The 25,896-nt window shown below is 56.2% G+C and carries 23 protein-coding genes; 21 read left to right on the plus strand and 2 right to left on the minus strand.

The genetic code is table 11. The annotated features are described in order from the left end of the window. The first annotated feature begins 43 nt into the window (after positions 1-43). Positions 44-679, plus strand: coding sequence for an RsfA family transcriptional regulator (locus ACFSO0_RS14075; protein ID WP_376881332.1), 636 nt, complete (start codon positions 44-46; stop codon positions 677-679). Positions 680-774: 95 nt separating this feature from the next. Here the strand turns inward: ACFSO0_RS14075 and ACFSO0_RS14080 are convergent, their stop codons facing one another. After that, positions 775-1,242 (minus strand): N-acetyltransferase, encoded by a 468-nt coding sequence (locus ACFSO0_RS14080; RefSeq protein WP_376881334.1) that lies wholly within the window; start codon positions 1,240-1,242, stop codon positions 775-777. A gap of 274 nt (positions 1,243-1,516) precedes the next feature. Between ACFSO0_RS14080 and ACFSO0_RS14085 the strand changes: the two genes are divergently transcribed. The 10 genes from ACFSO0_RS14085 (at position 1,517) to ACFSO0_RS14130 (ending at position 11,531) form a co-directional block, all read left to right on the plus strand. Next, on the plus strand, positions 1,517-2,863 hold the full coding sequence (locus ACFSO0_RS14085) for an acetyl-CoA carboxylase biotin carboxylase subunit (RefSeq protein WP_376881336.1): 1,347 nt from the start codon (positions 1,517-1,519) through the stop codon (positions 2,861-2,863). A 37-nt stretch (positions 2,864-2,900) separates the two neighbouring features. Then, positions 2,901-3,113, plus strand: a complete 213-nt coding sequence (locus ACFSO0_RS14090; RefSeq protein ID WP_376881338.1) for an acetyl-CoA carboxylase biotin carboxyl carrier protein subunit — start codon at positions 2,901-2,903, stop codon at positions 3,111-3,113. Positions 3,114-3,162: 49 nt separating this feature from the next. Then, positions 3,163-4,062: a hydroxymethylglutaryl-CoA lyase gene (locus ACFSO0_RS14095; RefSeq protein WP_376881339.1), complete on the plus strand. Its 900-nt coding sequence runs from the start codon at positions 3,163-3,165 to the stop codon at positions 4,060-4,062. A gap of 25 nt (positions 4,063-4,087) precedes the next feature. Then, the gene (locus ACFSO0_RS14100) at positions 4,088-4,861 is read left to right on the plus strand and encodes an enoyl-CoA hydratase-related protein (RefSeq protein ID WP_376881340.1); all 774 of its coding nucleotides are present in this window, start codon (positions 4,088-4,090) and stop codon (positions 4,859-4,861) included. 14 nt (positions 4,862-4,875) lie between these two features. Beyond that, entirely contained in the window at positions 4,876-6,414 is a 1,539-nt protein-coding gene (locus tag ACFSO0_RS14105; protein ID WP_376881342.1) for an acyl-CoA carboxylase subunit beta, read from the plus strand. Positions 6,415-6,594: 180 nt separating this feature from the next. Next, positions 6,595-7,551, plus strand: a complete 957-nt coding sequence (locus ACFSO0_RS14110) for a ketopantoate reductase family protein (protein WP_376881344.1) — start codon at positions 6,595-6,597, stop codon at positions 7,549-7,551. Then, complete coding sequence (locus ACFSO0_RS14115) at positions 7,552-7,950, plus strand: DUF3397 domain-containing protein (protein ID WP_376881345.1); 399 nt, start codon at positions 7,552-7,554, stop codon at positions 7,948-7,950. 51 nt (positions 7,951-8,001) lie between these two features. Then, complete coding sequence (locus ACFSO0_RS14120) at positions 8,002-8,559, plus strand: helix-turn-helix domain-containing protein (RefSeq protein WP_376881347.1); 558 nt, start codon at positions 8,002-8,004, stop codon at positions 8,557-8,559. A gap of 117 nt (positions 8,560-8,676) precedes the next feature. Then, positions 8,677-10,299, plus strand: coding sequence for a bacillithiol biosynthesis cysteine-adding enzyme BshC (bshC, locus tag ACFSO0_RS14125; RefSeq protein WP_376881348.1), 1,623 nt, complete (start codon positions 8,677-8,679; stop codon positions 10,297-10,299). A 188-nt stretch (positions 10,300-10,487) separates the two neighbouring features. Further along, complete coding sequence (locus tag ACFSO0_RS14130; RefSeq protein ID WP_376881349.1) at positions 10,488-11,531, plus strand: S-layer homology domain-containing protein; 1,044 nt, start codon at positions 10,488-10,490, stop codon at positions 11,529-11,531. A gap of 69 nt (positions 11,532-11,600) precedes the next feature. On the opposite strand, the gene ACFSO0_RS14135 is transcribed toward ACFSO0_RS14130, so the two are convergent. Beyond that, positions 11,601-12,890 (minus strand): APC family permease, encoded by a 1,290-nt coding sequence (locus ACFSO0_RS14135; RefSeq protein WP_376881350.1) that lies wholly within the window; start codon positions 12,888-12,890, stop codon positions 11,601-11,603. 126 nt (positions 12,891-13,016) lie between these two features. Here ACFSO0_RS14135 and ACFSO0_RS14140 point away from each other — a divergent pair, with 126 nt between their 5' ends. The 10 genes from ACFSO0_RS14140 (at position 13,017) to murD (ending at position 25,830) form a co-directional block, all read left to right on the plus strand. Further along, positions 13,017-13,946, plus strand: coding sequence for a LysR family transcriptional regulator (locus ACFSO0_RS14140; protein ID WP_376881352.1), 930 nt, complete (start codon positions 13,017-13,019; stop codon positions 13,944-13,946). Between the two features lie 119 nt (positions 13,947-14,065). Next, positions 14,066-15,325, plus strand: coding sequence for an adenosylhomocysteinase (locus ACFSO0_RS14145; protein ID WP_376881353.1), 1,260 nt, complete (start codon positions 14,066-14,068; stop codon positions 15,323-15,325). A gap of 151 nt (positions 15,326-15,476) precedes the next feature. Further along, positions 15,477-15,908: a division/cell wall cluster transcriptional repressor MraZ gene (gene mraZ / locus ACFSO0_RS14150; RefSeq protein WP_376881355.1), complete on the plus strand. Its 432-nt coding sequence runs from the start codon at positions 15,477-15,479 to the stop codon at positions 15,906-15,908. 17 nt (positions 15,909-15,925) lie between these two features. Beyond that, on the plus strand, positions 15,926-16,870 hold the full coding sequence (gene rsmH / locus ACFSO0_RS14155; protein ID WP_376881356.1) for a 16S rRNA (cytosine(1402)-N(4))-methyltransferase RsmH: 945 nt from the start codon (positions 15,926-15,928) through the stop codon (positions 16,868-16,870). Between the two features lie 37 nt (positions 16,871-16,907). Next, a complete protein-coding gene (ftsL2, locus tag ACFSO0_RS14160) occupies positions 16,908-17,330 on the plus strand; it encodes a cell division protein FtsL (RefSeq protein ID WP_376881357.1) in 423 nt (140 codons plus the stop codon). A 100-nt stretch (positions 17,331-17,430) separates the two neighbouring features. Then, positions 17,431-19,875 (plus strand): penicillin-binding protein, encoded by a 2,445-nt coding sequence (locus ACFSO0_RS14165; RefSeq protein WP_376881359.1) that lies wholly within the window; start codon positions 17,431-17,433, stop codon positions 19,873-19,875. A 62-nt stretch (positions 19,876-19,937) separates the two neighbouring features. Then, on the plus strand, positions 19,938-21,866 hold the full coding sequence (locus ACFSO0_RS14170) for a stage V sporulation protein D (RefSeq protein ID WP_376881360.1): 1,929 nt from the start codon (positions 19,938-19,940) through the stop codon (positions 21,864-21,866). Between the two features lie 124 nt (positions 21,867-21,990). After that, positions 21,991-23,469: a UDP-N-acetylmuramoyl-L-alanyl-D-glutamate--2,6-diaminopimelate ligase gene (locus tag ACFSO0_RS14175; protein ID WP_376881361.1), complete on the plus strand. Its 1,479-nt coding sequence runs from the start codon at positions 21,991-21,993 to the stop codon at positions 23,467-23,469. A gap of 43 nt (positions 23,470-23,512) precedes the next feature. Then, complete coding sequence (mraY, locus tag ACFSO0_RS14180) at positions 23,513-24,484, plus strand: phospho-N-acetylmuramoyl-pentapeptide-transferase (protein ID WP_376881362.1); 972 nt, start codon at positions 23,513-23,515, stop codon at positions 24,482-24,484. Continuing rightward, a complete protein-coding gene (gene murD / locus ACFSO0_RS14185; RefSeq protein ID WP_376881364.1) occupies positions 24,481-25,830 on the plus strand; it encodes a UDP-N-acetylmuramoyl-L-alanine--D-glutamate ligase in 1,350 nt (449 codons plus the stop codon). The genes mraY and murD overlap by 4 nt, the downstream gene beginning before the upstream one ends. Positions 25,831-25,896: the final 66 nt, after the last annotated feature.

Here is a 25,896-nt window from a genome sequence, read left to right on the forward strand (position 1 = left end):
GGATGAACTACATCATCCTTTTTAGGTAACGGGAGGGACTTTTATGGTAGCTTCCAGACAAGACGCATGGACCGAAGACGACGATCTGGTGTTGGCGGAAGTCACCTTGCGCCACATTCGTGAAGGCGGTACCCAGTTAGCTGCTTTTGAAGAAGTGAGTCAAAGGTTGGGAAGGACCGCTGCCGCATGCGGCTTCCGGTGGAATAGCTGCGTCCGCAAGCGATACGACGACGCCATAACCATTGCCAAAAGTCAAAGGCAGCAATTGAAGAAAATGGGAAGAATCTCACCGGCAGCTGTCGCCGAGGTGGAAGTTGCTGCGGTACCTGTCAAACGCCAAACGACAAGCGCTGTGCAGGCTGCCAGGCAGGAGGGCTACGACGAGCAGCAAATTGAATCCGTTATTCGCATGCTGCTAAGCCAGAAAGAGCTGGTTCGTCGTGTCAAGGAGCTGGAACGAGAATTGGAAGGAAAAGAATTGGAGATAAAAGAATTGACGGAAGCGAACGAGCGGGCGAGAAAAGAGCTAGAACAGGTGCAGGGTGTCAATGAAGATTACAGGGCGCTCCTCCAGATTATGGAGCGTGCGCGCAAGCTCGCCTTTTTGCAGGAGGAAGATTCGAGCAAGGTCATCTTCAAAATGGATGAGAACGGCAACCTTGAGCGCGTGGAAAAGTGACGGTTCCCGTAGAGCATAGCGGTAAATGATCCGTCCTGATCGGTACAAAAAAGAAGCGGGCTGGTCCGCTTCTTTTCGTTTCCCGTGACGAGGAGCTAGTCTTGCAAGGCGACGTTTTCCGGCAGCCAGACGTACGGATTTTCGCCGCGATCCCGAATAGGGTTGTATTTCACAGGGGTAAAGTTCATTTTCAGCCAGAACTGATCGGCGCGACAGCGAGAGTTGGTTTTGATGGGCGCACCAAAGCTTTTGGCGTGGTTAACCAGAGCTGTTCCGTAATCCTTGTTACGATAATCAGGCAGGACCTCAAGCTTCCACAGCTCGTAGTAATCCTGCGCAGGCTTGAAGTAGCGGTCGTATTTGCCGTCGATTTTGTAGAGGCTCATCCGGGCTACAAGAAGATCGTTATCGTAAATGCCATAAAAAGGAGATTCCGAATCGTTTTCCACGATGTTTGCCTCCAGGTCTTCCTTCATGGACAGCTCTTCCAGGCCAAATTCGCGAAACTTTTGGAACTCCTCGAGCGTCTTGTAGTTGATTTGTAAACGTTTTACTTCATACATTGGTCAGCCACTCCTCTCACAGCTCTTTCCCTTCAGCCACCTTGGCCATTGCTTTTATTATACACCAATATATTGATTCTCGTGGAGTTTTTCTTTGATCGTCGACAATTGTCAGGAGATGGTTTCGCTTTCATGGAATTTTTTACGATTTCAACCTAGATATATATCCACACTCGTGGCAAAATAGAAGGTAGCATTACATGAACCGCTCGGAGCTTGCATTGGAAACGCTTTCAGGAGCAGGCCCGGACGGGTGAAAGAAAGGAGAGTTGCCATGCGTAAGGTGTTGATTGCGAATCGCGGCGAGATCGCCAGGCGGATTATTCGCACGTGCAAGGCGGAGAGCATCGCGACCGTCGCTGTTTATTCGGATGCCGATCGGGATATGCCGTTTGTCAGGGAAGCCGATGAAGCGGTTCACATAGGCCCACCTCCAGTACCCCACAGTTATTTGAACGTAGAAAACATCATTCAGGCAGCGAAAAGCACTGGCGCCGATGCCATTCACCCCGGCTACGGACTGCTTTCGGAAAATGAAAGCTTTGCGCGCCGCGTAAAGGAGGAAGGGCTCGTCTTTATCGGACCGACTCCGGAAGTCATCGGCCAGATGGGCGACAAGCTGACCGCCCGCCGTGTCATGCAGGAAGCGGGAGTGCCGGTCGTTCCGGGCTGCGAGGACCCGCTTGAGACGGCTGACGAGGCTGCGAGCGTAGCGGCGTCTATCGGCTATCCGGTCATGCTGAAGGCAAGCGCAGGCGGCGGCGGAATCGGCATGCAAATCTGCCGGAACGAGGAAAGTCTCAGGCAAGCCTATCAGTCGCTGCGGGGCCGCGCAAAAGCGTACTTCGGAAGCGACGCCATGTTCGTTGAGAAATATATCGAGCGTCCTCACCACATCGAAGTGCAAATCGCGGGAGATTCGCACGGTACGGTCGTGCACCTGCTGGAGCGGGAGTGCTCCATCCAGCGTCGCCACCAGAAAGTGCTGGAGGAAAGCCCGTCACCGTTCCTCGATCCGGCTACAAGAGAGCAGTTGTGTCAGGCGGCTGTCCAGGCGGCCAAGGCAGTCGGGTACACAGGTGTCGGTACAGTCGAATTCATCGTTGACGAAAACAAAAACTTTTACTTTTTGGAAATGAATACCCGTCTGCAGGTAGAGCATCCCGTCACGGAAGAAATGACCGGGCTGGATCTGGTTTCCATGCAGCTGTCCATTGCCAGAGGCGAGCCGCTGTCCATCGGGCAGGCAGACGTACAGGCGAAGCGTCACGCGATCGAGCTGCGCGTATACGCGGAAGATCCGGTCACCTTTTTGCCGTCTCCCGGAACAATTGCGCTCTATCAGCCGCCGGACATGGAGCATGTGCGAATCGACGACGGAGTGGAGAGCGGTGCGCAGGTCACCCCGTTTTACGATCCGATGATTGCCAAGGTGATCGTCTCGGGGCAGACGAGGGGAGAAGCGGTAGAGCGGGCAATCGCGGCCATGCAGAACTTTCAGATTACAGGGATTAAAACGAACATTCCGTTTTTGCAGGAGGTGCTCGTCGACGAGCGTTTCCGCGAAGGGAATTACACCACGTGGTTTGTCCAGGAGAGGGCAGCCAAGTCCAATAGCTGATTGCAAAAAAACATGTAACGAAAAGGAGCGAGGGAATATGAAACAAGTGGCAGCGAACATGGCAGGAACGGTGATTAACGTGCTGGTGCAGGCAGGAGATGAAGTCACAGAAGGGCAAGATGTCGTGGTGCTGGAATCGATGAAAATGGAAGTTCCGATTCAGGCGGAAGTCGCCGGCAAAGTGACGGAGGTCAAAGTCAATATCGGGGATTTCGTCAACGAGGGTGACGTCCTCATCACGCTGGAATAGTTTTATCATGATGCCAAACTGAGCGGTCGCTAGGCGAGGGGTGTGCAGGATGAACATACAGATCGTAGAGGTAGGGCCGCGGGACGGCTTGCAAAATGAAAAAGAGAAGGTCGCCACCACGGCCAAGATCGCGCTGATCGACAAGCTGGTGCGGGCAGGACTAAAGCGGATCGAGGTGACTTCGTTCGTCAATCCGCGCTGGATTCCCCAGTTGGCAGATGCCGAAGAGGTCCTGCGAGGGATCAAGCGGCCAGCAGACGTCATATTCAGCGCTCTTGTGCCGAATGTACGGGGGATGGAGCGGGCGCGTGAAAGCGGGCTGGCAGAGATTGCCCTCTTCATGTCGGCTTCAGATACACACAACCGCAAAAACTTGAACAGATCGATGGAGGAGACCTTCCCGATCCTGCGCGAAGTAGCGCGCGAGGCGCTGGCTCTCGGCATGCGCGTGCGCGGATACGTCTCCACCGTGTTCGGCTGCCCGTATGAAGGAGCGGTCCCGATTGACAATAGCCGCCGGGTGACGCATGAACTGCTGGAGATGGGCGTCTATGAAGTCTCGCTCGGCGACACGATCGGAGTGGCGACGCCAAAGCAAGTGCGGGAAGTGCTGGAAAAGCTTGTGAAAGACTTTACGAACGAGCGCTTGGCGGGACATTTTCACGACACGCGCGGAACAGGGCTCGCCAATGTACTGACGGCGATCGATGCAGGACTGCAGACGTTTGACAGCTCGATTGGCGGGCTCGGCGGCTGCCCGTACGCGCCCGGGGCTGCTGGCAATATTTCCACGGAAGATCTGGTTTACATGCTGGACGGAATGGGCTATGAGACGGGCGTCAACCTCGAGCGATTGCTGGAGGCAGGGGCTTTTATCCAGCAAGAACTGGGACGGGAACTGCCCTCCAAGGTGCTGAAAGCGCACCTGGCAGCCAAAGCTGAGCAGTAAACAAAGCGAAGCAGGAGGATGGGGCATGACGGTAACACTGCGAAAAGAAGGACTCATCGGGGTGCTCACGCTGGAGCGGCCTGACGTTTACAACTGCCTCAATCTGGAGCTGCTTGTAACATTGCGCAGGCTGATCGCAGAGATTGCGCTCGATCCAGACATTCGCGCCCTGATCGTGACGGGTGCTGGAGACAAGGCTTTTTGCTCGGGGGCAGATCTCAAAGAGCGCAAGACAATGTCGCCGCAGCAGGTACAGGTCTATATCCGGACGATCCGGGATACATTTACGGAGCTGGAAAAACTGCCGAAACCGACCATTGCGGCTATCAACGGGCTCGCGCTGGGCGGAGGAACGGAGCTGGCTCTGGCCTGCGATCTGCGCATCATGAGCGAAAAGGCGCAGATGGGCTTGACGGAGACGTCGCTCGGGATCATCCCCGGCGCGGGCGGGACGCAAAGGCTGCCTCGCCTGGTGGGCAAAGGAATCGCCAAGGAACTGATTTTCAGCGCCCGCCGCGTTCGTCCTGAAGAGGCGCTGGCCATCGGGCTGGTGAATCGGGTCGTGCCGGCGGATCAGCTTCTGGCTGCGGCGATGACGATGGCAGAGGAAATAGCAGCGAATGCACCGCTCGCGCTCGCCCAGGCCAAATTCGCCATTGATTGCGGTCTGGAAGTCGATCTGGCTTCCGGACTGCAAATCGAGAGCAACGCTTACCAGCTGCTGATTCCCACCCGAGACCGTCTGGAAGGACTGGACGCATTTCAACAAAAACGCAAACCGGTTTATCGCGGTGAGTGACAAGGAGGACGCCTATGAGCAACCATTTGGAAGAGACGCTGCGGGAAAAAATCGCCCAGATCGAAAAAGGGGGAGACCCCAAATACCACGAAAAGCTGAAGGAACAAAACAAGCTGTTCGTCCGTGACCGGCTCAAGCTGCTGTTCGACGGCGAGTTCATGGTGGAAGACGGGTTGTTCGCCAACGTGATGGCCGGCGATCTGCCCGCAGACGGAGTAGTGACGGCGATCGGCAAGATCCACGGGCAAACCGTTTGCGTCATGGCCAACGATTCCACCGTCAAGGCCGGATCGTGGGGTTCTCGTACAGTAGAGAAGATCATCCGCATCCAGGAGACTGCCGAGAAAATGCGTGTGCCTCTGATTTATTTGGTGGATTCAGCGGGGGCGCGGATTACGGACCAGTTGGAGATGTTCCCGGGCCGTCGCGGCGCAGGGCGCATTTTTTACAACCAGGTCAAACTCTCTGGCAAAATCCCGCAGGTCTGCATCCTGTTCGGGCCTTCTGCGGCAGGCGGCGCCTACATTCCGGCGTTTTGCGACATCGTCATCATGGTGGACAAAAACGCCAGCATGTACCTTGGCTCCCCGCGCATGGCGGAAATGGTGATTGGGGAAAAGGTAACCCTGGAGGAACTGGGCGGAGCGCGCATGCATTGCTCGGTCAGCGGTTGCGGCGATGTGCTCGCGGCCAGCGAGGAAGAAGCGATCCAGTCGGCGCGCCGCTACTTGAGTTTCTTCCCGGCGAACTACACAGCCGAACCGCCTGTCAGCGAAGCGAAGCCCCCAATTGCATCTGCCAAGGACATTTCCACTATCGTGCCGGAAAACCAAAACGCGCCGTTCAACATGCACGATCTGATTTGCGCCCTGGTCGATGAAGGGTCGTTCTATGAAATCAAAAAGCTGTTCGCCCAGGAGCTGATCACCGGCCTCGCGCGGCTGGACGGCAAACCGGTCGGTATCATCGCCAACCAGCCGCGCGTCAAAGGCGGCGTCCTGTTCGTCGATTCGGCTGACAAAGCGGCCCGCTTCATTACATTGTGCGATGCGTTTTCCATTCCGCTGCTGTTCCTGGCTGACGTGCCGGGCTTCATGATCGGTACGGCGGTCGAGAGGGCAGGCATCATCCGCCACGGGGCCAAAATGATTTCCGCCATGGCGGAGGCGACCGTGCCGAAAATCTCTGTCATCGTCCGCAAAGCGTATGGCGCAGGGCTGTACGCCATGGCCAGCTCCGCCTTTGAGCCGGACGCCTGCCTCGCTTTGCCGGGAGCGCAGATTGCCGTGATGGGACCGGAGGCGGCGGTGAATGCAGTCTACAGCAACAAGATCCAGGCGATCGAAGACCCGCAGGAGCGGCAAGCGTTCGTCATGGAAAAACGCAAGGAATACCAGGAGGACATTGACCTGTACCTGCTCGCCTCCAACCTCATCGTAGACGGTATCGTTCCGCCGACAGACCTGCGCCAGGAGCTGATCCGCCGCTACGATGTGTACAAAGGCAAGCGGCAGCAGTTCTCCGACCGGAAGCATCCCGTCTATCCCGTATAACAGAACAAGTTTTGACAGGCTGCCTTTGCCCAAGCGGAAGGCAGCCTTTTTCTGCTGGTACGGAATTTGGCAAAAAATTTTTCGACAATTCCGATCTTTTTTGTCCTGATCAATTGAACAATCTCCTAAACTCTGTTATTCTTGAAATAAGTATTGATTAATGTAGGTGAACAAACACAGGTGGAAAAAGACACTTTGCAAATCGTTGTGGTAGGCGGTGGCTCTGTCGGGCTGCTGTATGCGGCGAGGCTCGCCCTCCATGGGCAAGCGGTTGTCGTAGTCACGCGCAGTTCACCCCAATCGAATCAGCTGGTACAAAACGGGCTGACCTGCTACAGTCTGGACGGCAAAAAGGAATCTGTCCGGATTGGCGCACAGCCGATTGAGCGCGGGTTGCCCCCTGCCTCCCTGTACTTGTTGAGTGTAAAACAGACCGATCTGCCTGAGTTGCTCCCGCTGCTCCGGGATTTGCCAGCCGATGCGCGCGTGCTCGCGCTGCAAAACGGCTTGGGGCACGAAGAGATGCTGGCACAGGTCTTGACGGAGAAACAATGCTACTTTGCCATCAATACGGAAGGGGCACGAAGATTGTCGCCCACGGAAGTGATGCATACGGGAACAGGGCTTTTGCGCATCGGTCCATGGACACAGACCGGTGAAGCAGATCCAGTCATCCGGGCTTTCGCAGCCGTGGCGCAGCAGGCAGGGATGCATGTGGCGATCGAGCATTCGATCAAGCCGTTTGCCTGGCGCAAGCTCTTGGCCAATGCCCTGATCAACCCTTTGACAGCTTTGTACGAAGTTCCCAATGGCGCCCTTCTCGAAAATCCCCATACGGTGCAGCTGATGCGCGAGCTGTTCCTGGAAGCAGCCGCTGTAGCCGCAGCTCATGGGCAAAAAATGGGGGAGGACGACTGGCAGGAAATTGTCGCCATTTGCCGAAATACTTCCCAAAATCTTTCCTCCATGTTGCAAGATGTGATGAGAAAAAAGCGGACAGAAGTGGAAGCGATCAACGGCTACCTCGTCGCAAAGGGGAAGGAAGCCAAAATCCCCACTCCCTTGCATGAAGTGTTGCTCCGCTTGATTCTTCTGAAGACGGACATGGGTACAGGAAAGGAGGGAGGGCGACAGTAGATGACCATGCTCGCGAATGTCTGGTCCTATTTCTGGGGGACGCTGACGGTCGTGCCATATCTCGGGTTCCCGCTGGCCTATCTGCTCGCATATGGATGGAAGCGGGACAAGCGATTGGCGGGCCGCTGGGCGGTAAATATCACGAATTTTTTGTTGATTCGTTCTGTCGTTGCCGCTTATGGCATCATCTGGCCAGAGGCTTTGTCTGCTTGGTGGTGGGTGATTGGCTTCTTCCTCGTCACGATCGCTTTGCTCAGTTGGGTACAAGTGAAGCTCAGAGGAAGGCTATCCCTGAAAAAGGTAGGATTCTCTGCGTGGCGCCTGTCGTTTCTCTGTTTTGGAATTGTCTATATAGTGCTGTTTACGACCGGAATAGTCAAAACGATGGGTGTCGTATAGAGCGCTGCGGTACATATCGTAATTATTCCGATAAGAAAGAAGGTTGGAACTATGCGGCTTCCCATCGAGACCATCGGACACAAGATTCGTATGATTCGGAAAGAGCGAGGCTTTACGCTGGAGATCATGGCGAGCAAGACCGGGCTCAGTAAAGGGCTCCTATCCCAGGTAGAGCGCGGCATTTCGCAGCCATCCCTGGACTCCCTGTGGAAAATCACCAAAGCTCTCGAGTCACCCATCATTCATTTTTTTGAAGACATCGATCAAAAGCAGGTGCATGTGACCCGCGTCCAGAAACGCCGGCAACTGGTTTTTCCTGAATCGACCGGGACGTATTCGCTGCTCTCCATGGGCGGAAGCGCAAAGCTCGGCATGCTGGAGGTGCGATTGGCTCCGGGAGAGAAGGTTGTGGACAAGTTTGTCCAGTCGGAAGGGGAAGAATGCTTCACCGTTATTTCCGGCAGCGTGACGGCGCGTTTCAACGACGAGGAGCACGTCCTGGAGACAGGTGACAGCATTTCCTTTGACAGCAGCAAGAACCACTCAGTGGAAAATACGGGAGAGGCGGAAGCGGTGCTGATCTGGTCCGTGACACCGCCGCAATTTTAACGGAATCACCTCGTACTTACACTTTGACAACCCATAAATGCGGGTTGTCTTGTTTTTTGAAGCGGGAGGGCATGGTATAATTTGCAGTGACCACGGCCTTAAGAAAGGTGAGCTTACATGAACGTTGAATGTATTGCACTTCCGGCTGCCAATCGGCTGGCGCGCGAGTATCAGTTGGGGAACCCCTCTGCACTGCAGTTTTTTGCCTATCATCCTTATGAGATGCAGGCGTACCGGGAACGGTTGGAGTGGCTTCAGGGGCGCACCGGTTACAATCGGGAGCGCCTGACGGAAGGCTTATATAGCTATAACAAAGAGATCGGAAACAGTCAGGAGGCGCTTGGCCAGATCGAGCTGCTCAAACGGCCGGATACATATGTCGTCATCGGCGGCCAGCAAGCCGGCGTCTTGACGGGCCCGCTGTACACGATCCATAAAGCGGTTCATTTGATTCAGGCAGCCAAAAAGCTATCGGCAGAGCTGAATGTAAACGTCGTCCCTGTCTTTTGGATTGCCGGGGAAGACCATGATATTGATGAGATCGATCATCTCTACTGGCTGGCCGACAAAGAGACAAGGCTGCACAAGCAGCGGCTGCCGCTCCCGAAAAAAGGGCGGGTCTCCGCGAGCAGCCTCGCGCTCGATGCGAAAGCCTGCGAGCAGTTTTTGACACAGTTTTTCCACGGACAGATCGAGACGGAGCAGACAGCAGCGATTCGCGAGCTGCTGGAGTCGACAGCCGCCGCATCGGGGAACGTAGCGGAGTGGTTCGCCCGCCTGATGGCGCAGCTTTTTGGCAAGCACGGTCTCGTCCTGGTGGAATCTTCCTTGCCGTTCGTGCGTGAGCTGGAAATCCCTGTTTTCCAGAAGGTGATCGAGCACAACGAAACCATTGCCGATTTGCTGCTAAAAGCGGCCGATCGCATCGCCACAGCCGGATATCCGCTTCAACTGCAGATAGAAGCGCATCAGGCGAATCTGTTTTTATATGAAGGAACTGACAGGCTGCTGCTGGAGCGGCAAAAAGACCGCTTCATCAACCGGCGCGCGGCCTACAGCCGGGACGAACTGCTGAGGCTTGCGGCCGAACAGCCAGAGCGCTTCAGCTCCAATGTCGTGACCCGCGGGCTGATGCAGGAACACCTGTTTCCGACGCTCGCATTTATCGGCGGTCCAGGAGAGGTCGCGTATTGGGCGTATTATCGGGAAGTATTCGAGTTGTTGGGCATGCGGATGCCGATCGTACTGCCGCGCATGTCCATCACCCTGCTGGAGGGGGCGCTGCAGCGGCTGATCGCAGGCTTCGGACTGACGATCCAAGACGTGCTGACTGACTTCCCCAAGTGGAAGCAGCAGTGGGAGGCACAGCAGGAGCCGCATCCGTTGCATCAGCAGTTTGCCGCAGCGCGCGAATCGATCGAAGCAGTGTACCGGCCGCTCGTGGAGGAAGTTGCCCGTCTCGATGGGGGGCTGCGCAATCTCGCGGATAAAAATGCCGAGCTGCTGCTGGCGCAAATAGCTTTTTTGGAGACTCGTCTCGTTCGTTCCTTGCAGCAGCGGGAGGATGTGGATCACAGGCGCATCCAGCGCATTGAGGCGTCGCTGCTGCCGGAGGGCGGTCTGCAGGAGCGCAAGTTGTGTTTCTTTTCTTTCGCCAACAAATATGGATTGGATCTCGTCGATCGGCTGGTCGAAGCGCCATTCGCCCATGACGGGACGCATCAAATCTTTCATATTTGACAGGAATTTTCAATAGAGGTGTAGAAAGCCAAATAATCCTCATTTTGAGCGATTGTTTGGCTTTTCCTTTTTTCGTGCTTGTCCGCCTCGCTGGAAATCATTTCACAGACATAGTACGAAACATTTTCGACAAATTTTGCGTCAAACGAGTAAGACAACAGCCTCTGGATGAAAGGTGGTCACGAAGGATGCAGGATTGGAAGCGACAAATGGGCAAAACGGCAGCAGTCATGGCGCTGGCAGCGTCCTTTGTTCTACCGGGCATGTTTCCGTTGAAAGCAGAGGCTCGCGAAGAGGGGACTGCGCCTTCTGTTGCGTTCTCTGACAGCGCAGGGCATTGGGCAGCAAAAGATATCGAGGCGGCAGCCCGAAGCGGATTGGTTCAAGGCTTTCCGGACGGGACCTTCCAGCCGGAGCAGACGGTGACACAGGAGCAGTTTTTGACTTTGGTAGAGCGCGTCGTTCCGCCGTTTGCCGGACATGAGCCGGATGCCTTCATTCGCGAATCGTACCTGTCGCAGGCAGCCGGTCGCTGGTCGGAAAATACGTACAAACATATGGCGGCGGCGGGGATCATGACGTCCGGCAAGCCGACCGATTCCTTGAATCGCCTCGAGGCGACACGTATCCTGCTGGCGGCGCTGGGGCATCAGTCGGAGGGGGAGAAGTACCGTGGGACAAAAGCCCGATTTTTTCCCGATCTGTCCCCGAATAACGAACAGCAAGTGATGATCGCCTACCCCGCTTACAAGATGGGGATCATGGCAGGCTATCCGGATGGAACGTTCCGCCCGGACGAAAAAATCAGCCGTGCTCAGGCGGTCGTGCTGCTGAACCGTCTCGGCAGCACGATGAAAGAGCTGTACCCGGGAACAGTCACGGAGGATGAGAAAAAGGCGATGACCAAGGCTGTCGCTTCGTTTGTCGACGATGTGATGGACCAGAAGCAAATCCGCCGCTACGACGAGCTGGTCTCTTATGTGAAAAAGAACAAGCTGCCGGTGACGGAGTCGTTTTTGCGGGAGCATTTTTCCTTCATGCAGTACCAGGTACACGACTACGTGCGTTTTCCTGCCTTTGACGAGCTGACCTATTTCGCCAAAATCGACCCCGGCAAGTACCGGATGACGGTCCAATACTACGCGGGAGAACTGGGGGGAAGCGTCGACAAGACCTTCTACCTGTCTTCTGCAGATGGCAAATCGTTCCGGCTGATTGGCAAAGACGAATAACGGCATGGCAAAAAGGCGAGCCGCCAGGGCGCGCCTTTTCTTCTGGAAGCGAACTTTTACCGCCAACTCCTAGTTCCGATCCGCAAGAACCGCCCTTTTTCGGCGTTCCCAGAGGAGGGAGACACAGGCGATGGCGATCGGGTAGAGGGCTGACCAGCCGAGAAACGGGTAAAGCCCTGCCGTGACCAGCAGCGACGTTACGGCAGCCAGACGCCCGATTCGGCTGTCGCAGAGCAGCCGGACCCCGGCGAGGCAGCCGCCGATGTACGTGGCGATAAAGGAAGCGTTCGGCAGCTCGATGAGCGTAGCCAGATCGATCCACCCGAAGTACAGGATGCAGAGCACGACGATGAAGCAGAGCGCCAGAAAGAGCAGGCCGCCGACTGGAGTCCGGTATTTGGCGTGCAAGATGCCGAACCAATGGGGGGCGACGTTTTCCTGGGCCAGGGAATAGGCGATGCGGGATGCGGCTCCCACGTATGCGTTGGCCGTGGCAATACAGATGAACAAAGCCGTCACGGCTACGATCCAGCCGCCTGCAGGGCCCAGAGTCAGCTGAATCATGACGCTTAGCGACGCAGCCGAGATGCCGTTCCCGTAGCTGTGGGTCGCAACGGTCATGAAGGCGACGGAAAAGTAGAGCAGCGCTACCAGGCCTGCGCTCCACAGCACGCCGCGAATGGCGTTTTTCGCCGGGTCGACGAATTCTTCGGACAAATGTGTCACAGCCTCCCAGCCGATGAAGCACCAAAACAGGAGCCCAGCGGCCTGGATGACGCTGTACCAGCCGTTTGGCGCAAACGGGACGAAATTGGCGGTGGTGGCGTGCGGCAAGGCGGCAACGACGGCAAGGATGAGGATCGTAATGATCAGGGAGACGACGATCGTCTGCACCCGTGCAGCGACATTCATGCCAAATACGTTCATCGTCAGTACGGCGATGAGGATGAGAGCGGCAGTCGCGTAGGTTTGCGCTTCGCCCCAGTGGAGCAGCACGGCGAGATAATTGGCTCCTGTCACGCTCAGGATCGGGGCGCCCATCGGCACGGACAGCAGGAAGAACCAGCCGACCATGTTGCCGAACCGGTCGCCGTACGCGTTGCGCACAAAGGTGGAGACTCCACCGGCACTCGGAAATCTGGCTGACAATAGCCCCATCGTGATCGCCATAGGCACGACGAGCACGGACATGAACAGCCAGGCCAGGATAGAGGCAGGCCCCGCCTTTTCAGCGGCAAGGCCGGGAATCAGCAAAACGCCGGAACCGATCACGGCTCCTACGTACAAGGCGACAATTTGCGGCAGCCCCAAAGTTTTGGCCAGAGCTGTCGTTTCCGCTCGGGAAGTGGTTTTCCCCATTGGTAATCCCTCTCTTTTCTCGGTCGAATGTTTTTGCAGGAGTAGTGTAGCATAGACTTTATGATCGGAGTTATCTATAATATCAGATAGAATGAATCGAAAAAAACGATGATATGGAGGCCAGGGATGGATACCCGTTACTTGCAGACGTTCCGCGAAGTAGCCAAATGCCAGAGCTTTACGCGCGCAGCGGAAGTGCTGGGCTATGCGCAATCGAGTGTGACGGCGCAAATACAGAATCTGGAGACGGAGTTCGGGGTCACGCTGTTTGAGCGATGGGGCCGCAAGATCAGGCTCACGCATGCCGGAGAGGCGCTGCTCGGATACAGTGAGCAAGTTCTCGCCATTTTGGATCAGGCCCGAGAGCATCTGTCTGAGCAGGCGCAACTGGCCGGGACGCTCAGCATCGGAACGGTGGAGTCTTTGGCGGCCTTTTATTTGCCTCCCTATTTGCAGACGTTTCGCAAGGAGCAGCCGCGGATGCGCATGCAGCTGCATCCCGGTGTTTGCCAGGATTTGCGCCAGGGCGTAAAAGAAGGCAAGTACGACTTTGCTTTCGTGCTCGATTGGCTGCAAGATCACCCGGAGCTGACCAGCATCAATCTCGGAGAGGAAAAGATCGTCGTCATCGCCGCTCCTGACCACCCTCTGACCAAAAAGGACCGGGTGGAAGCGAAAGATTTTTCGGGTGAGAGCTGGATCTTTACGGAGGCTGGCTGCAGCTACCGCGCGATCATGGAGGCGGTCTTGCGCGATGCCGAGGTGACAATTGACCTGTCGCTCGAGTTCGGCAGCCTTGAGGCGATCAAACAATGTGTCGCCCACGGACTGGGGATTGCGCTCGTCCCGTATATCGCCGTGGCGGAGGAAGCAGCGAAAGGCACATTGGCGATCCTGCCGTTCTCCCATCCCGAAGTGCGCGTATACCGGCAGCTCATCTACCATAAAAAGAAGTGGATGTCGCAAGCGCTGCTGTCCTTTTTGGAACTGATGACGGCGGATATTCGCGGCGCAGCGCCGCAATCCCCGCAGCTGGCGGCACAGAATCTGGATTGAACAGGAAAAACAGATGATGCGTCTACTTGCGTATGATATGATTGAATTTGAGTTGGCTTTCGCTATTGGACTTGGCGACGAGCCAGGTTTTTCTAAAGTTGAAGGAGGTCCATCCATACATGAACATGGTTTCTGAAAGCATTGTAAAAGACATGGCGTTGGCACCCAACGGCCATCTGAAGATTGACTGGGTCAAAGAGCACATGCCCGTCCTGAACCGCATCCGCGAGCGCTTTGAAAAAGAGCAGCCGTTTGCAGGTCTGAAAGTGGCGATCTCCCTTCACCTGGAAGCAAAGACGGCTTACCTCGCCAAAGTCGTGCAGGCTGGCGGCGCGGAAGTCACCATCACAGGCTCCAACCCTTTGTCTACGCAAGATGACGTGTGCGCTGCGCTCGTAGAAGACGGCATCCGCGTTTTCGCCAAATACAATCCGGACCCGGCAGAATACAAGGAACATCTGATCAAGACGCTGGAAACCCGTCCTGACCTGATCATCGACGACGGCGGCGACCTGGTGTCCATCCTTCACAGCGAGCGACGCGATTTGCTTTCCCAGGTGCGCGGCGGCGCAGAAGAGACCACGACCGGTATCCTGCGCCTGAAGGCTTTGGAAAAAGAAGGCAAGCTGGAATTTCCGATGGTCGCAGTGAACGACGCGTTCTGCAAATACTTGTTCGACAACCGTTACGGTACAGGACAATCCGTATGGGATGGCATCAACCGCACGACGAACCTGGTGGTTGCAGGGAAAACCGTCGTGGTAGTCGGCTACGGCTGGTGCGGTAAAGGGGTCGCGATGCGTGCCAAAGGTCTGGGCGCGAAAGTCATCGTGACCGAGATCGACGCGATCAAAGCGGTGGAAGCGTACATGGACGGCTTTGAAGTCATGCCGATGAGCGAAGCGGCAAAGCGCGGCGACTACTTCGTCACTGTAACCGGCAACCGCGACGTGATTCGCAAAGAGCATTTTGAAGTGATGAAAGATGGCGCGATTCTCTCCAATGCGGGTCACTTCGATGTCGAAGTGAACAAAGTGGAGCTGGCTGCCTTGTCGACATCCCGCCGCATCGTGCGCAAAGACATTGAGGAATTTGTCTTGGCAGACGGTCGAAAACTGTACCTGCTGGCTGAAGGACGCCTGGTCAACCTGGCAGCGGGAGACGGACATCCGGCCGAAATCATGGACATGACGTTCGCTTTGCAGGCCGTTTCCCTGGCTTATGTGAACGAACAGTACAAAGCGATCGGCAAAAAAGTGCTGAACGTGCCATACGAGCTGGATGCGATGGTTGCGCAGTACAAACTCGAAGCGTTGGGGATTGGCATCGACAAATTGACCGACGAGCAAAAAGCTTATCTGGACAGCTGGACCGAATAGGCCGCGAAACCCGTCTTTTCCCGGCAAAAAAATAAACGAAAAAATCCTGCTTACAAATGCAGGATTTTTTTTTATAATAACAAGTAGACCACGAAGTGGGGAAAAGTGGGGGGAAGTGGAGCCAGTCGGCAGGAAAGTGGGGGACCTGGGTGTGTTCATGGGGGAATACCAGCATAGCATCGACGAAAAAGGGCGCCTGACGATCCCAGCCAAATTCCGTGAAGGACTGGGCACTACCTTCGTAATGACCCGCGGATTGGACCAATGTTTGTTTGCCTACCCGATGGAAGAATGGAAGCAGCTTGAGGAACGGCTCAAAACACTTCCCTTTACAAAAGCAGACGCCCGTGCTTTTACGCGGTTCTTCTTTTCCGGAGCGACCGAATGCGAGTGGGACAAGCAGGGAAGGGTAAACATACCGCAGAACTTGCGCGAACACGCTGGCATGCAAAAGGAATGCGTCGTGATCGGTGTATCCAACCGTGTAGAAGTATGGAGCAAGGAGCGCTGGGAAGATTACTTTGCCCAGTCAAAGGACTCCTTCGGCGATATCGCCGAGAAGCTGGTTGATTTTGATTTGTAGCAGCAAGAAGAACGGGAGTGACGATCTTGTCGTTTCATCATGTGACCGTACTGCGGGACGAAGCTGTCGCCGGACTGAACATTCGGCCAGGCGGAATTTATGTGGATTGTACGCTCGGGGGAGCGGGGCACAGCAGCCTCATCGCATCCCGGCTGACGGAAGGCGGGCGCCTGATTGCCATCGATCAGGACGACTGGGCGCTGGACAACGCCCGTGAGCGTTTGGCCCCCTACATGGACAAAGTTACACTGGTGAAAAGCAATTTTCGCCATCTCAAAAATATAGTGAGCGATTTGGGGTTGGATGGAGTCGACGGGGTGCTGTTTGACCTTGGGGTGTCCTCCCCGCAGCTGGATGAGGGCGAACGCGGATTCAGCTACAATGCCGATGCCCCGTTGGACATGCGCATGGACCAGCAGGCATCCTTGACCGCGTACGAGATCCTAAACGAGTGGGACGAGGAGGAGATCGCGAAGATTATCTGGGAGTACGGGGAAGAGAAATTTTCCCGGCGAATTGCCCGGCAAATCGTCCAATTCCGCGTCAGACAACCTGTTCGGACGACAGGCGAACTGGTCGAGCTGATCAAGGAAGGCATTCCGGCAGCGGCGCGCCGTACAGGCCCTCACCCGGCCAAGCGCACCTTTCAGGCCATCCGAATCGCAGTAAACGATGAACTGAATGCTTTCAAGGAAGCAGTCACGGACGCGATCGGCATCCTTCGCCCGGGAGGCAGAGTCAGCGTCATCACCTTCCATTCGCTGGAGGACCGCATATGCAAGCAGGTGTTTCAGGAGCTGTCCAAAGGGTGTACGTGCCCGCCATCGTTCCCCGTCTGCGCATGCGGGAACGAGGCGACGGTGAAAGTCATTACCCGCAAACCGATTTTGCCCTCCGAAGAAGAATTGGAAGCGAATCCGCGAGCGCGTTCCGCAAAGCTCCGTGTGGCGGAAAAAATATAACTGCTGACGGCGACGGAAAAAGGAGAGAAAATGAGCGATGAGCTACTACTACCGCGGTAACCTGGCTGTGGAGCTGGAACAACAGTCGCGCACCGTAACCAAGACCAAACGGACGATCCGGATCAAGCCGACGATTCCGACGGGAGAAAAACTGCTGTACCTGCTCTTCATCTCGATCACGGTCATCGGCCTCGGCCTGGTCGGTGTGCGTTACTCGCAAATTTCTCAGTACAACTACGACATTCAGAGCATGAAAAAGGAGAATCGGCTGCTTGCCGAAAAAAATGCGGCCGTAAAACTGCAGATCGAGCAGATGAGCAACCGCGACCGCATCCAGAGCGAAGCGGAAAGCCAAGGCATGGTGTTTAATCCCGCAGCGGTGCATGTGATTGGCCAAGCGAAAGGCACGAGCCAAGTACAGGCAAGCTCTCTGCCCGCAACACAACCGCAACAGCACTAACCATAATGTTACTGGCGTCAATCGCAGTAACATTTTTTCTTAACGGCAGGAAGGCCGCTGATGGATGGCGACGATCATAGTCTTGATGGAGTGAGATGACGTGGAAGGGAAACGACGCGTAAACTGGCGAATTTTGATGCTCGCGCTGTGCATGATTCTGGTCTTCTCCGGGTTGAGCTTTCGAGTCTGGTGGCTGCAGACGGTGGAAGCGGCGAAAATCATGGATTATGCAAGCGGCCAATGGGATTGGGAGAAGACACTCAAGCCGAAGCGGGGCGCCATCCTGGACCGCAACGGGGAAATTCTCGCCTACGAGGGCAAGGCGTACACGGTCAATGCGCGCCTCAAGCCGCAAAACGAGAAAGATCAGGATTATGTCAAAGATCCTTATTATACGGCGACGACTTTGGCGAAAATTTTGAATGCTCCGGTAGACGAGCTGTTAAAGTCGCTGACGAAGCCGAATTCCAAAATCGTGCTGCTCGGCCGCTACGGGAACAAAATAACGGAAGAACAGAAAAAGATGATCCAGGACGCGCAATTTCCCAAGCTGCCGAGCGGGGTGCAAGTCGAGACCAACCAGCTTCCGGGGATTTACCTGACGGAGACGACCCGCCGCTTTTACCCGAACAACAGCTTCGCGGCGCATGTGCTGGGCTATCTCGATTTCGACGAGCAGCCCAAGATGGGTATCGAGCTGCAGTACGACAAAGAACTGCGCGGCGAAAAAGGCGAGATGGAGATTTTGACGGACGGGGCGGGCTATCAGCTGCCGGATGGCGAGCGCAAGTACAAGCCGGCCAAAGACGGCGACAACGTCTATCTGACCATTGACCGGCAGATCCAGGACTACGTGGAGCAGGCGTTGGACAAGGCGGAACGCGATTTCAAGCCGAAGGGACTGACTGTCGTGGTGTCCGACCCGCAGACAGGCGAGATATTGGCCATGGGCAACCGTTCCCAGTTCAACCCGAACACGTACTATGAAGGAATCTCGAACTACACGAACCACGCAGTCACTACGATGTTCGAGCCAGGTTCGACGTTCAAAATCATTACGCTGGCCGCCGCGATCGAAGAAGGACTGTTTAACCCGAATGACACCTATCAGTCCGGTACATACAAGATCAAAGGACAGATCCCGATCCGTGACCACAACAACGGGCAGGGCTGGGGCCGCATCAGCTACCTGGAAGGCGTGCAGCGCTCCAGTAACGTCATGTTTGTCATTCTCGGTTATGAGAAATTGAAGCTGGAAAAGCTGAAGGAATACTTCTCGAGATTCGGCATTGGTTCGCTTACCGGGATCGAGCTGCCTTACGAGAAAAAAGGAAACCTGATCAACCTTGAGAAACCGCGATCTCCCCGTGACTGGGCGGTTACGACCTTTGGACAAGGGGTGACGGTCACGGCAATCCAGCAGGTGGCGGCGGTAGGAGCCATCGCCAACGGCGGCGAACTGCTCAAGCCGCATATCGTGAAAGAACTGCGCGACCCTCATACGGGAGCTGTCGTGAAGCGGACGCAGCGGGAAGTGGTGCGGCGCGTGGTCAGCGAGGCTACCGCGAAGCAGACGCGCGACATTTTGGAAACCGTCGTGGAAGGGGAGGCGGGTACCGGGTCGGCTTATCGGATCGAGGGCTATCACGTAGCAGGGAAAACCGGTACGGCCCAAAAGTACGATCCGAATACAGGCAAGATCATGGAAGGGCACTACATCGCTTCCTTCATCGGCTTTGCGCCGAAGGACAACCCGAAACTGCTCGTGTACGTTGTCGTAGATGACCCGACGACAGATGAATGGTACGGGACATGGGGAAAGACGATTATCTCGCCGATCTTCAAATCGATCATGGAGCGCAGTCTGCAATATTTGCAGCAGCAGCCGGACATCCAGGCGACGCAAGCGGCTGTAGCCAAAAGCGGCAAGGTAGCCGCAGGGGCGCAGATCCAGCCTCCAGCACTGCCGGAAGTCACGGTGCCGAAGCTCGTGGGCATGTCCAATACAGCGGCGCAGCTTCGCGCCAAGCAGGAAAATCTGACGGTTTCGGTCATCGGCACGGGCACGAAAATCGTGGAGCAGTATCCCGCTCCTTATGAAAAGGTCGCGGCAGGCAGCCAGGTCGTCCTCGTCACCGACCGCGTCAAAGGTTCCAAGATGCCCGATTTCAAAGGAAAGTCGCTGCGGGATGTGATGGAGTTCAGCTCGCTCGCAGGCATTGCGGTGCAAGCGAGCGGTTCCGGCTTCGTCGCCTCGCAGAGCATTCCGCCGGGAACGGTCTTGACCGGCTCGGAGAAGCTGCAGGTCACGTTGCGGCCGGAGTCAGAGCCGCCTGCCGCGCTTGCGAATCAGGCGCAGACGGGTGGCACGGCAGGCCAGACAGGTACGCCGCCGGTGTCAGGGACAGTTGTACCGCCGCCTGCGGGAGGCAGTGCTAACGAAGCAACGGGAGGAACAACTGCCAATCCGCTGCCGCAGTCTACCAATCCTGCGAATAGCGGCACGCCACCCTCTGGACAGGCAGAGGCCGGTACAACTCCATAGTTCTACGCCGTCCCCCCGACGAATAGGGTAAAAGAGACAACCTATTCGAGGGGGGACTCGCTTTGCGGGTATCCAATGCTACTGTACGCCGTCGCATTTTTGTGGCACTGGTCATCGGCATCGTGTTGTATTGTGCCCTTATCACCCGTCTGGGGTATGTGCAATTGATAGAAGGTCCGAAGCTGGCACAGATGGCAGACAATTTGCTGGATCGGGAAATCAAGTTCAAGCCCAATCGGGGGAGAATTCTCGATCGGAACGGCAATGAGCTCGTGACCAACATCAGTGTTCCGACGGTTGTGGCTGTACCAGCGCAGATCAAAGACCCGCAGGAGGTGGCGAAAAAGCTCGCCGTCATTCTGGGGCAGCCGGAAGCAGAGGTTTTCAAGGCGATCACGAAAAAAGCGATGAGCAACGACCAGATACCCGGGGGCAAAAAAATCTCGGCTGAAAAAGCGAAACAAATCCAGGAGTTGAACCTGCCGGGCATTTATTTGGCGGGTGACACCAAACGCTTTTATCCGAACGGCAGCATGGCCGCACACATTCTCGGTTTTACGGGGATCGACAATCAGGGGCTGACGGGGCTGGAGCGCATTTACGATCCGTTCCTGAAGGGGACGGACGGTCACATCTCCTTCCCTTCGGATGCAAAAGGCCGCGTCATGCCGGGCGGGGCGGAAGAATACGTGCCGCCGGTAAACGGAATGGACATGTATCTGACCCTGGACAGCAGCATCCAGTCGTACATCGAACGCGAGCTGGATCAGGCAATGGTCGCCTATCAGCCTGACGACGTTCTCGCGATAGCGATGAATCCAAAGACCGGGGAAATACTAGGCATGGGCAGTCGGCCAACCTTCCAGCCGGACCAGTACCAGGACTACCCTTCGGAAGTGTACAACCGCAACCTGCCTATCTGGAAAACGTACGAGCCCGGTTCGACCTTCAAGATCGTCACGCTGGCAGCGGCGCTCAACGAAGGGGTCGTCAATTTGAACGAAGGATTCTACGACCCAGGCTACATCACGGTTGCCGGCAAGCGGCTGCGCTGCTGGAAACGCCAGGGGCACGGCCAGGAAACGATGCTCGAAGTCGTGGAGAACTCCTGCAACCCAGGTTTCGTGACGATGGGCCAACGGCTGCAAAAGGAAAGGCTGTTTGACTACATCAAGAAGTTTGGCTTTGGGCAAAAGACGGGAATCGACCTGATCGGTGAAGAAAACGGCCTGTTGTTTAACCTGAATCGGGTAGGGCCGGTAGAGCTGGGGACGACCTCGTTCGGCCAGGGGGTTTCGGTCACCCCGATCCAGCAAATGGCAGCCGTGTCTGCGGCGATCAACGGCGGCAAGCTGATGAAGCCGTACGTGGCCAAAGAGTGGCGGGACAGCGTGACCCATGACGTAATCGGCAGGACCGTACCGACCGAAGTCCGGCAGGTGATTACGCCGGAGACTTCCGCGAAGGTCAGGTATGCGCTGGAGAGCGTCGTCGCGAAAGGAACGGGAAACAAGGCGTACATCGAGGGCTACAGGGTCGGCGGCAAGACAGGGACAGCGCAAAAGGTCAAGGACGGACGCTACGTCGACGGGGAGTATATCGTATCCTTCATCGGATTCGCCCCGGCCGATGATCCGCAGATCGTCGTCTATTTCGCGGTCGACAATCCGAAAGCATTGGCGTTCGGGGGCTTGATCGCGGCACCAAGCGTGAAAAACATCATCGAATCTTCCCTGCAGCATTTGGGCGTGCCCAAGCGAAAAGACGGGATTGCCAAGGAAATCAACGCGGCACTCGGCGAGAAGAGCCCGATCGAAGTTCCGGACATGGTCGGCCAGACCTTGAAGGACGTCGTCGACACCTACGAGACGCTCCCGCTCGTCGTCTCAGGCAAAGGAAAGTACGTCATCAAGCAGTCTCCGGCACCTGGCGTGAAAATCGATGACGGCGGAAAAATTCGTATCTACCTTGGTGACAAATCGAACAATTAGCTATAAAATGAGATTTCGGAGGCGGAGGGGGGGGGAGGCTTTTCTACGGGCGCTCCACTTCCGCCTTTGTACAAATCGCCAAATGTTTGTCTATACTATAGTTGGAGAATGGGGTGCCTGTTTCATGTTTCTACGGGATCTGCTCATGCCTCTGTTGCCGGTCACGATCACAGGGGATGACAGCATGGAGATTACAGGTTTGACAGCGGACTCGCGCCAGGTACAGCCCGGCAGCCTGTTTGTTTGTCTGACTGGATATACCGTGGATGGACATTCGTATGCGGCGCAAGCGGTTCAAAAAGGAGCAGTTGCCGTACTATCCGAAAAAGATCTGGACGTGCCAGCGACCGTTGTCAAAGTGTCGGATACCCGGCGGGCAATGGCCATGCTGGCTGACCGTTTTTACGGCTCCCCTACGCGCAAGCTCAAGCTGATCGGTGTGACCGGGACCAATGGCAAGACGACGACCACACATTTGATCGACCGGATTTTGCGCGATCGAAGCAAACAGACGGGTTTGATCGGGACGATTCACATGCGGATCGGAGACGTCACGGAAGAGGTTAAAAATACGACGCCGGATGCGATTGATTTGCAAAAAGCCTTCAGCCGCATGTGCGATGTGAATACGGAGTACGCCATCATCGAGGTGTCTTCGCACGCGCTGGAAATGGGGCGTGTCCGGGGCTGCGACGTGCATACCGCCGTCTTTACCAACCTGACGCAGGACCATCTGGACTATCACAAGACGATGGAGAACTATCGCCATGCCAAATCCTTGCTGTTTTCCCAATTGGGCAATCGTTATGACCCTGATCGGCTGAAAACGGCCGTTTTGAATGCAGACGACGAATCGTCCCGGCTCTACGCTGCAGTGACGCCTGCCCGCGTGCTTACATACGGGATCGACCACGCGGCTGACGTGCGCGCGACGGACATCGAGATCACAGGCAAAGGAACATCGTTTACGGTTCAGTCGTTTGCCGGCAGTGTGCGGATGAACCTCAAGCTGATGGGCAAATTCAACGTGTACAACGCCCTGGCAGCTACCGCCGTCGCCTTGGCGGAGGGCGTCTCGCTGGAGGACATCCGGGACAGCCTGGAGAAGGTGGCGGGCGTCAACGGGCGCTTTGAAGCGGTGGATGCAGGGCAGCCGTTTGCCGTGCTGGTAGACTATTCGCATACGCCAGACAGCCTGGAGAACGCGCTGGTCACAGTAAAGGAATTCGCCAAGGACCGCGTTTTCTGCATTGTCGGCTGCGGAGGCGACCGCGATCGGACCAAACGCCCGATTATGGCCAGGATTGCAACAAAATATGCGGATCACACCGTCTTGACTTCTGATAACCCGCGCTCGGAGGACCCGCAGGCGATCCTCGACGAGATGCGCGCAGGGCTGGACGGAGTCGAAGGGGAGCGCTATACCTCGATCGTCGACAGGCGAGAGGCGATCCGTTACGCCGTCGCACTCGCGAAGCCGGGCGATGTCATCCTGATCGCCGGAAAAGGCCACGAGACATATCAAATCATCAAAGACCAGGTACTGCCGTTTGATGACCGTGAAGTAGCGCGGGAAGCAATCGCCATGTACAACCAGAAATAGAGACAGATGTGGAATGGACACATCAGAGAAAGGAGGTTCGGGCATGTTCGCTGACAACGTACTCATCGTCACGATCGTCGCCGCGTTTCTCATCGCCGTACTCATCGGTCCGCTGTTTATCCCGGTACTTCGCCGCCTCAAATTCGGGCAGGCAATCCGGGAAGAGGGGCCAGATTCCCATCAAAAGAAGGCTGGTACCCCAACGATGGGCGGAACCATCATTCTTTTGGCACTCATTTTTACCGTGCTTAAGTTCGCCGCTGCGAAAATGGAAATTTACTTCCTGTTACTGGTGACACTTGGTTACGGATTGATCGGTTTTTTGGACGACTTCATCAAAATCAGGAAGAAACGAAATCTGGGTCTGACGGCAAGGCAAAAGTTTGCCGGTCAAATCCTGCTCGCTGTAGGGGCATACATCCTGCTCATCCTCATGGGGCACGATACTTCCCTGCACCTGCCCGGCACTCCGTGGAAGCTGGAGCTCGGCTATTTCTACTTCCCGTTCCTGCTGTTCCTGCTCGTCGGGACGACGAACGCCGTGAACCTGACAGACGGGCTGGACGGACTCTTGGCCGGAACGGGAGCGATTGCCTTCGGGGCTTACGCGATCATTGCCTGGTTCGGTCAAGACTACGACACGGCCATTTTCAGTGCTGCTGTCGTCGGGGCTGTGCTCGGGTTCCTCGTTTTCAATGCCCATCCGGCGCGCGTCTTCATGGGCGATACCGGTTCGCTCGGCCTTGGAGGCGCTTTGGCGGGAATTGCCATCATGACGAAAACGGAGCTTTTGCTCGCCATCATTGGCGGCGTATTTGTGGTGGAGACGCTCTCTGTCATCATGCAGGTCGTGTCCTTCAAGACCCGGGGCAAACGCATTTTCCGCATGAGCCCGCTCCATCACCACTTTGAACTGACAGGCTGGTCGGAGTGGCGCGTCGTCGTGACGTTCTGGCTGGTCGGCATGGTCTTTGCCGGACTCGGCGTATACCTCGAGGTGGTGACAATCCGATGAACCGCTATGAAAATCAGCACGTTGTTGTAATAGGAATGGCGAAAAGCGGTGTGGCAGTGGCAAAACTGCTCCACCGCTTTGGTGCGAATGTCGTCGTGAACGACAAAAAGCCGCGGGAAGAGGCGCAGGGCGCTGAAGAGCTGGAGGCGCTCGGCATCTCCGTCATCTGCGGCTATCACCCGGACGATCTGGTTCATCCGGGCGTGTCGCTCGTTGTGAAAAACCCGGGGATTCCCTATGAGGCGCCGCCCATTGCGCAGGCGCTCCGGCTGGGCATTCCCGTCGTGACAGAGGTCGAGCTGGCCGGCCAAATCGCCAAGGCGCCGATCATCGGGATCACCGGCTCCAACGGAAAGACGACCACGACGACATTGGTAGGGCTGATCCTGCAGGAAGCGGGGATTGATGCCATGGTGGGAGGAAACATCGGAACGGTTCTGTGCGGACTGGCTGAAGTTGCCCGCCCGGACCAATGGCTGGTGGCCGAGCTGAGCAGCTTTCAACTGATGGGGACGAGAGAGTTTCGCCCGCACATCGGGGTGCTGCTCAATCTCTACCCGGCGCATCTGGACTACCATCACACCATGGACGAGTACCTCGCGGCGAAGTGCAAGCTGCTTGCGAACCAGACGGCGGACGATGCGGCAGTTCTGCCGTTCGACCAGCCACAGGTGCGGGAAAAATGCGGGCAGCTCGCGTCGAGCACGTACTACTTTAGCCAGTCGCAGCCGGTGCCGCGCGGAGCGTATGTGGACGCCGGCATGATCGTATTTACGGACGGAGAAGGCAGCCGCGAAGAAATCGTCGCGGTCAAGGATATTACCGTACCCCATCTGGACAATGCTCTGGCAGCCGTTATCGTCACCAGACTGGCAGGGGCGGACAAGCAAGCCATCGCCCAGGTACTCACCACCTTCCCGGGTGTCGAGCATCGGATGGAGTTTGTCGCGGTCAAGAACGGGGTCAAATATTTTAACGACTCCAAAGCGACGAATCCGGAGGCAGCCAAAAGGGCGCTTCTGGCGTGCAAGGAGCCGATTATCTGGATTTGCGGCGGTTTGGACCGGGGCATTGACTTTCGTGAGCTTGTCCCCGTCATCGAGGGCCGGGTGAAAGCGGTAGTCGCTCTCGGCCAGACCGCACCGATTTTGCTTGCGCGGGCAAGTGAAGCAGGGATTAAGGAGCGCATCCATGTCGATACTGTGGAAAAAGCCGTTCTTGCTGCTTCCCGGCTGGCAGAGTCAGGTGACGTGGTGTTGCTGAGCCCGGCGTGTGCGAGCTGGGACATGTTTCCGTCGTTTGAAGTGCGGGGGAGCATGTTTAAGGACGGCGTGCATAGACTGTAAACAAGCCTAGCATAACGTCCCACCAGCATAATTGGAAAACAGCGATGAGCGGGACGCGTGAGAAAG

The sequence above is a fragment of the Brevibacillus sp. GCM10020057 genome (genome assembly GCF_042683565.1).
Taxonomy (GTDB): domain Bacteria; phylum Bacillota; class Bacilli; order Brevibacillales; family Brevibacillaceae; genus Brevibacillus.

Excerpts from the sequence above, each read along its gene's own strand:
- ACFSO0_RS14135 (WP_376881350.1), bottom strand. The coding sequence starts at position 12,890 with ATGGGGAAAACCACTTCCCGAGCGGAAACGACAGCTCTGGCCAAAACT.
- ftsL2 (WP_376881357.1), top strand. The coding sequence starts at position 16,908 with ATGAGCTACTACTACCGCGGTAACCTGGCTGTGGAGCTGGAACAACAG.
- ACFSO0_RS14105 (WP_376881342.1), top strand. The coding sequence starts at position 4,876 with ATGAGCAACCATTTGGAAGAGACGCTGCGGGAAAAAATCGCCCAGATC.
- bshC (WP_376881348.1), top strand. The coding sequence starts at position 8,677 with ATGAACGTTGAATGTATTGCACTTCCGGCTGCCAATCGGCTGGCGCGC.
- ACFSO0_RS14140 (WP_376881352.1), top strand. The coding sequence starts at position 13,017 with ATGGATACCCGTTACTTGCAGACGTTCCGCGAAGTAGCCAAATGCCAG.
- mraY (WP_376881362.1), top strand. The coding sequence starts at position 23,513 with ATGTTCGCTGACAACGTACTCATCGTCACGATCGTCGCCGCGTTTCTC.
- ACFSO0_RS14145 (WP_376881353.1), top strand. The coding sequence starts at position 14,066 with ATGAACATGGTTTCTGAAAGCATTGTAAAAGACATGGCGTTGGCACCC.
- ACFSO0_RS14130 (WP_376881349.1), top strand. The coding sequence starts at position 10,488 with ATGCAGGATTGGAAGCGACAAATGGGCAAAACGGCAGCAGTCATGGCG.
- ACFSO0_RS14075 (WP_376881332.1), top strand. The coding sequence starts at position 44 with ATGGTAGCTTCCAGACAAGACGCATGGACCGAAGACGACGATCTGGTG.
- murD (WP_376881364.1), top strand. The coding sequence starts at position 24,481 with ATGAACCGCTATGAAAATCAGCACGTTGTTGTAATAGGAATGGCGAAA.
- ACFSO0_RS14085 (WP_376881336.1), top strand. The coding sequence starts at position 1,517 with ATGCGTAAGGTGTTGATTGCGAATCGCGGCGAGATCGCCAGGCGGATT.
- ACFSO0_RS14175 (WP_376881361.1), top strand. The coding sequence starts at position 21,991 with ATGTTTCTACGGGATCTGCTCATGCCTCTGTTGCCGGTCACGATCACA.
- ACFSO0_RS14115 (WP_376881345.1), top strand. The coding sequence starts at position 7,552 with ATGACCATGCTCGCGAATGTCTGGTCCTATTTCTGGGGGACGCTGACG.
- ACFSO0_RS14090 (WP_376881338.1), top strand. The coding sequence starts at position 2,901 with ATGAAACAAGTGGCAGCGAACATGGCAGGAACGGTGATTAACGTGCTG.
- ACFSO0_RS14080 (WP_376881334.1), bottom strand. The coding sequence starts at position 1,242 with ATGTATGAAGTAAAACGTTTACAAATCAACTACAAGACGCTCGAGGAG.
- ACFSO0_RS14095 (WP_376881339.1), top strand. The coding sequence starts at position 3,163 with ATGAACATACAGATCGTAGAGGTAGGGCCGCGGGACGGCTTGCAAAAT.
- ACFSO0_RS14100 (WP_376881340.1), top strand. The coding sequence starts at position 4,088 with ATGACGGTAACACTGCGAAAAGAAGGACTCATCGGGGTGCTCACGCTG.
- ACFSO0_RS14120 (WP_376881347.1), top strand. The coding sequence starts at position 8,002 with ATGCGGCTTCCCATCGAGACCATCGGACACAAGATTCGTATGATTCGG.